Source organism: Cyanobacteria bacterium GSL.Bin1, from assembly GCA_009909085.1.
Classification (GTDB): Bacteria; Cyanobacteriota; Cyanobacteriia; order Cyanobacteriales; family Rubidibacteraceae; genus Halothece.
In genome coordinates, this window is the sequence record JAAANX010000138.1 from 1 (window position 1) to 5,425 (window position 5,425).

A 5,425-nucleotide genomic window follows, 5' to 3' on the forward strand; every position below is an offset into this window, starting at 1 on the left:
CTGCTGTTGCCAATCTCTACAACGCTTATCCGTTCCCCCCTGAACCCTTACTGGATGAACCGCCACCGGGTTACAATTGGCGTTGGAATTGGACCGCTGCTTATGATTTCTGTACAGGAATTAAACCAGCGCAGCAAAATATCCGTATTTTAGATGCTGGCTGTGGCACAGGTGTGGGAACCGAATATTTAGTTCATTTAAATCCGGAAGCGTCAGTGATCGGAATTGACATTAGCGAATCGGCGTTATCAGTTGCCAGAGAACGGTGTCAGCGTAGTGGTGCGACTCGCGTCGAGTTCCAACCCATGAAGGTGGAAGAGGCTCACCAATTACCTGGTCAGTTTGAAATGATTAATTGTGTTGGGGTTTTACACCATCTTCCAGATCCGGTGGCGGGAATTCAAGCTTTAGCGGAAAAACTGGCTCCCGGGGGGATTTTCCATATTTTTGTTTATGGGGAGTTGGGACGTTGGGAAGTGCGGTTAATGCAAAACGCGATCGCGCTTCTCCAGCCAGAAAATTACCAAGAGGGAGTCAAGATCGGGCGTCAGCTCTTGCAGAGCCTTCCCGATAATAACCGCATTGTTAAACGAGAAAAAGAACGGTGGGCATTAGAGAATCAACGGGATGCTTGCTTTGCCGATATGTATGTCCATCCCCAGGAAATTGACTACAATATCCATACCCTCTTTGATTTAATTGATACATCGGGACTGGATTTTGTCGGGTTCTCTAACCCGGAATTTTGGCAACTGGAGCGGTTACTCGAAGGAGCCCCCGACGCTTTAGCAAGAGCACAGAATTTGAGCAAGCGCGATCGCTATCGACTCATAGAATTACTTGATCCGGATGTGACACACTATGAGTTTTTCTTATCAAAACCGCCCCTGCCGCAATGGGATTGGTCAGCAGATGCTGACTTTTTAAATGGCATTCCCGAACGTCATCCCTGTCTGGAAGGATGGCCCAGTCGAAGTTTGTTTAATGCTAATTACGAGCTGGTGAGCCTCTCGGAAGATGGATTTAAGCTCTTAGAAGCCATCGACCAAAATTCAGAACCACAGCAGACGTTGGGCACAATTTTAGCGGAAACTGGCGGGAATTTAGAAACTGCGCGATCGCTGCATCAGCAGAAACTGATGCTCCTGACGCCGAACCCCTCTCACTAAATTCGGAAAACATTAAAGAATTGTTACTACACCGTGATATGATTTCTCGTGGCTCGTTTAAGTAACGTCATCAATCTCAACTCGAACCAAGGATAAACACCGTGAGTTCACAGACCTCACCCTCAGACACAATCGAAAGCACTGCTCCCGAATCTTCTTCAGAAGTCAATGCTTCTGACCGAGGAATGACGGAGTATTATCAACTCCAACGCAACTTGTATTTAGTGATGTTGGTGCTGACTGGGGTAATTGTTGTATCAGTTTGGGTCGCCTACTCTGGACAAACCGCCCTTAATTACTTATTGGGCGCTCTAGCCGGGCTCCTTTATTTTCGGCGCTTAGCGCGAGATATTGAAGGGTTAGGGGGACAACAAGGACGTCTGGGATTTGGCAGTGGTCGCCTTGCCATTTTTGTGGCAGTGATTATTCTGGCTAGTCAACTGCAACGTCTGGCGATCCTACCCGTCTTTTTGGGGTTTATGACCTACAAAGCAGCCATCGTGATTTACGTCGTGCAAACCACCCTGTTCCCCAAACAGGAATAACGTCAGCATCGACGTAAACGCTATATTGTTCGATTCATCACGGGGAAAATTGCTCCATGACCTTGCTAGACGGTTTAAACGTCATCCCTGCTTTCCCCCTCGCTGAACTAGAAGTTGGGGAACACTTTTACTGGGAAATTGGGAATTACACCGTTCACGGGCAGGTTTTTCTAACCTCCTGGGTGGTAATTGCCCTGTTACTCATTGCCAGTTTTATTGGCACGCGTAACCTTGAGCGAATTCCCAGTGGCATCCAGAACTTTCTCGAATATGCCTTAGACTTTGTTCGGGATATTGCAAAAACCCAAATTGGTGAGAAAGAATATCGCCCCTGGGTACCGTTCGTCGGAACATTGTTCTTATTTATCTTTGTTTCCAACTGGTCAGGGGCACTCGTTCCTTGGAAAGTTATTGAAATTCCGAGTAGCGAGTTAGCCGCTCCGACCAACGATATCAACACAACGGTTGCCCTCGCCTTATTAACCTCTCTAGCCTACTTCTATGCGGGGATTAGTAAACGGGGACTCGGCTACTTTAAAAAGTACATCGAACCCACGCCAATTCTGTTACCCATTAACATTTTGGAAGACTTTACCAAGCCGCTCTCGCTGAGTTTCCGACTTTTTGGTAATATTCTTGCTGATGAGTTGGTCGTTGCCGTATTAGTGTTACTGGTTCCTTTATTTGTTCCTTTGCCCGTGATGGCATTGGGACTCTTTACCAGCGCGATTCAGGCTTTAATTTTTGCCACGTTGGCGGGGGCTTACATTGGTGAGTCTCTCGAACATGGGGAAGAAGAATAAGCAATCGGTTCAAAATACTTGCTTAAATTGCCATTTCATGACAATGCTGTTAGTATCCGTTTTCACGGATTTTTCACTTGACACTTTTCATTGAATCGATTTTCAATCAAATCTCAGATCAAAATTAATTAACGAGGAAAAAAACTATGGATTCTTTAACTGCTGCTGCTTCCGTTATTGCTGCTGCTCTCGCTGTTGGTTTAGCGGCGATTGGTCCGGGTTTAGGACAAGGAAACGCTTCGGGTCAGGCTTTAGAAGGAATTGCCCGTCAACCTGAAGCAGAAGGCAAAATTCGCGGTACATTACTCCTTTCTTTAGCGTTTATGGAAGCGTTAACCATTTATGGTCTGGTTGTAGCACTCGTTTTACTGTTTGCTAACCCCTTCGCGTAAATTCCAGAAATTTCGAGGGTGGGAGCTTCCCATCCTCAAGCCACCTGATGTTGGAGTAAACGACAAGCACCACCTAAAAATGACAAATTGGATGATTTTACTGGCAGCCGAAGCGGTAGAAACCACAAAGGAAGGGGGACTGTTTGATTTTGATTTGACCTTACCCTTGATGGCAGTTCAATTCTTGGTTTTGGTCGCCCTCTTAAATGTCTTGTTCTACAAGCCCTTGACTCGCGTTTTGGATGAGCGTGCTGAGTATATTCGCAAAAACTTGAATGAAGCGAAAGAAAATGCGAAAAAATCAGAAGAACTCGCTCAAAAATTTGAGGAACAACTAAAAGATGTCCGGCGCGAGTCGCAAGAAATTATTGCGCAAGCGCAAGCTGAGGCTCAAGAACAAGCAGCAAAAAATATTGCTCAGGCTCAACAAGAGGTGCAGGCTCAACGAGAAAAAGCAACTGCGGAAATTACAGCCCAAAAACAAGAGGCGCTCCAGTCCTTAGAATCCCAAGTGGATACCCTCTCTCGGCAAATTTTGGAAAAATTGGTGGGTGCTGATTTGGTGAAACGCTAGGTTTGCACTTGCTAAAAACGAACAGACGTGATTTTTGTAAATTAAAGGATAAATGGCGATGATGGGGATGTTTTCTTACTTCCTCGCAGAAGCAACCGAAGCTGCAGAGGAAGGCTTTGGACTGAATTTTGATATTCTTGAGACCAATATTATTAACCTAGCGATTATTATCGCAGTCTTATTTTTCTTTGGTCGTAAATTTTTGGGCAATAATCTCTCGGAACGTCGTTCTCAAATTGAGGAAGATATTACCGATGCAGAAAAGCGAGCGCAAAAAGCCACTGCTGAGCTCAAAGAAGCAGAGCGCAAATTGGCCCAAGCCCAAAAAGAAGTTGAGAATATTCGTCAATCAGCCCAAGCGAGTGCTCAAAAAGCACAAGAGCGTATCCTAGCGGAAAACGCTAGAGAAGTGGAGCGGATCAAAGAGGCAGCGGTTCAAGATTTAGATGCAGAACGAGAGCGAGCCGTTGCGGAAATCAAACAATATATTGCTCGCTTAGCGTTAGAAAAAGTGGAGTCGGAACTGAAAAATCAGTTGGATCAATCTGCGCAAACGAAGTTAATTGACCGCTCCTTAGCTCAACTAGGAGGACGGAGATGAGAGAAAATACGTTGATGAGTGCCGAAGTGGTTGAGCCTTATGCTGAGGCGTTAATGTCTTTGGCAGATTCCCAAAATTTAGTGGAACGCTTTGGGAATGAGGCAAAAGACTTACTTTCAACTTTAAAAAGTTCACAGGAATTACGACAGTTTTTGGCGAGTCCTGTGATTAAAACAGATGATAAGAAAGCTATGCTAGGACAAGTAACTGGGGAAGGGTTACATCAGTATTTACTGAATTTCCTCCAGTTGCTCATTGATAAAAAACGAACGGCTTTCTTGACAGCAATCTTGGAGCAATTTTTAGCTCTCGTCCGTGAGCGGACGGCTACGGCATTAGCGCAAGTGACTTCAGTCACGGATTTAACTCAAGAACAGCGCGATCGCGTTAAAGAAAAAGTCAAAGCGATGACGAATGCCAATGATGTGGAAATTGAAACCACCCTTGACCCCAATTTAATCGGTGGGGTAGTGATTAAAGTGGGCTCGCAAGTCCTCGATGCCAGCCTGAGAGGACAACTGCGCCGCATTGGTTTAAGCCTAGAAACGGCAACTTCATAACAAAAAAAATTGATGACAGAGTAAGGGATAATTAACTATGGTTAGTATCAAGCCTGATGAAATTAGCAGCATTATTCGCCAACAGATTGAAAGCTATGACCAAAGCGTCCAGGTTTCCAACGTAGGAACGGTTCTGCAAGTGGGTGATGGCATTGCCCGGATCTATGGCTTAGATAAAGTCATGGCAGGGGAACTCGTTGAATTTGAAGAAGGAACGATTGGCATTGCCCTCAACTTAGAAGAAGATAATGTGGGTGCGGTATTAATGGGTAGTGGTCGTGGGATTCACGAGGGAAGCTCTGTGAAAGCCACTGGCAAAATTGCTTCCATTCCCGTGGGAGAGGCTTTAAAAGGCCGCATTGTTGACTCTTTAGCGCGTCCCATTGATGGCAAGGGTGAAATTAAGGCGGATTCTAATCGCTTACTAGAATCCATGGCTCCCGGGATTATTGAACGGAAGTCGGTTTATGAGCCGATGCAAACGGGGATTACTGCCATTGACGGGATGATTCCTATTGGTCGTGGACAGCGGGAGTTAATTATTGGTGACCGTCAAACGGGAAAAACGGCAGTTGCCATTGACACGATCATTAACCAGAAAAGTGAAGATGTGATTTGTGTCTATGTCGCGATCGGGCAAAAAGCCTCGACCGTTGCTCAGGTAGCCAGTACCCTCGAAGAACGGGGAGCTTTAGACTACACAGTTATTGTTGCCGCCAACGCCAGTGACCCAGCGACGCTACAATATCTTGCCCCTTACGCCGGTGCTGCGATCGCGGAG

General features: G+C 45.8%; 8 protein-coding genes. All 8 read left to right on the forward strand.

What is annotated here, in order from left to right; all coding sequences use genetic code 11:
• A partial coding sequence (locus GVY04_17025; GenBank protein ID NBD17767.1) for a methyltransferase domain-containing protein occupies positions 1–1,169 on the forward strand: 1,169 nt, incomplete at its 5' end.
• A 185-nt stretch (positions 1,170–1,354) separates the two neighbouring features.
• Positions 1,355–1,714 (forward strand): ATP synthase subunit I, encoded by a 360-nt coding sequence (locus tag GVY04_17030; protein NBD17768.1) that lies wholly within the window; start codon positions 1,355–1,357, stop codon positions 1,712–1,714.
• A 56-nt stretch (positions 1,715–1,770) separates the two neighbouring features.
• Positions 1,771–2,517, forward strand: a complete 747-nt coding sequence (locus tag GVY04_17035) for a F0F1 ATP synthase subunit A (GenBank protein ID NBD17769.1) — start codon at positions 1,771–1,773, stop codon at positions 2,515–2,517.
• Positions 2,518–2,663: 146 nt separating this feature from the next.
• Complete coding sequence (gene atpE / locus GVY04_17040; protein NBD17770.1) at positions 2,664–2,909, forward strand: ATP synthase F0 subunit C; 246 nt, start codon at positions 2,664–2,666, stop codon at positions 2,907–2,909.
• Between the two features lie 79 nt (positions 2,910–2,988).
• Positions 2,989–3,483, forward strand: a complete 495-nt coding sequence (locus GVY04_17045; GenBank protein ID NBD17771.1) for a F0F1 ATP synthase subunit B' — start codon at positions 2,989–2,991, stop codon at positions 3,481–3,483.
• A 58-nt stretch (positions 3,484–3,541) separates the two neighbouring features.
• A complete protein-coding gene (locus GVY04_17050; protein NBD17772.1) occupies positions 3,542–4,084 on the forward strand; it encodes a F0F1 ATP synthase subunit B in 543 nt (180 codons plus the stop codon).
• Positions 4,081–4,644 (forward strand): F0F1 ATP synthase subunit delta, encoded by a 564-nt coding sequence (locus GVY04_17055; GenBank protein NBD17773.1) that lies wholly within the window; start codon positions 4,081–4,083, stop codon positions 4,642–4,644. The genes GVY04_17050 and GVY04_17055 overlap by 4 nt, the downstream gene beginning before the upstream one ends.
• A 37-nt stretch (positions 4,645–4,681) precedes the next feature.
• On the forward strand, positions 4,682–5,425 hold a 744-nt coding region (locus tag GVY04_17060; protein NBD17774.1), incomplete at its 3' end, for a F0F1 ATP synthase subunit alpha.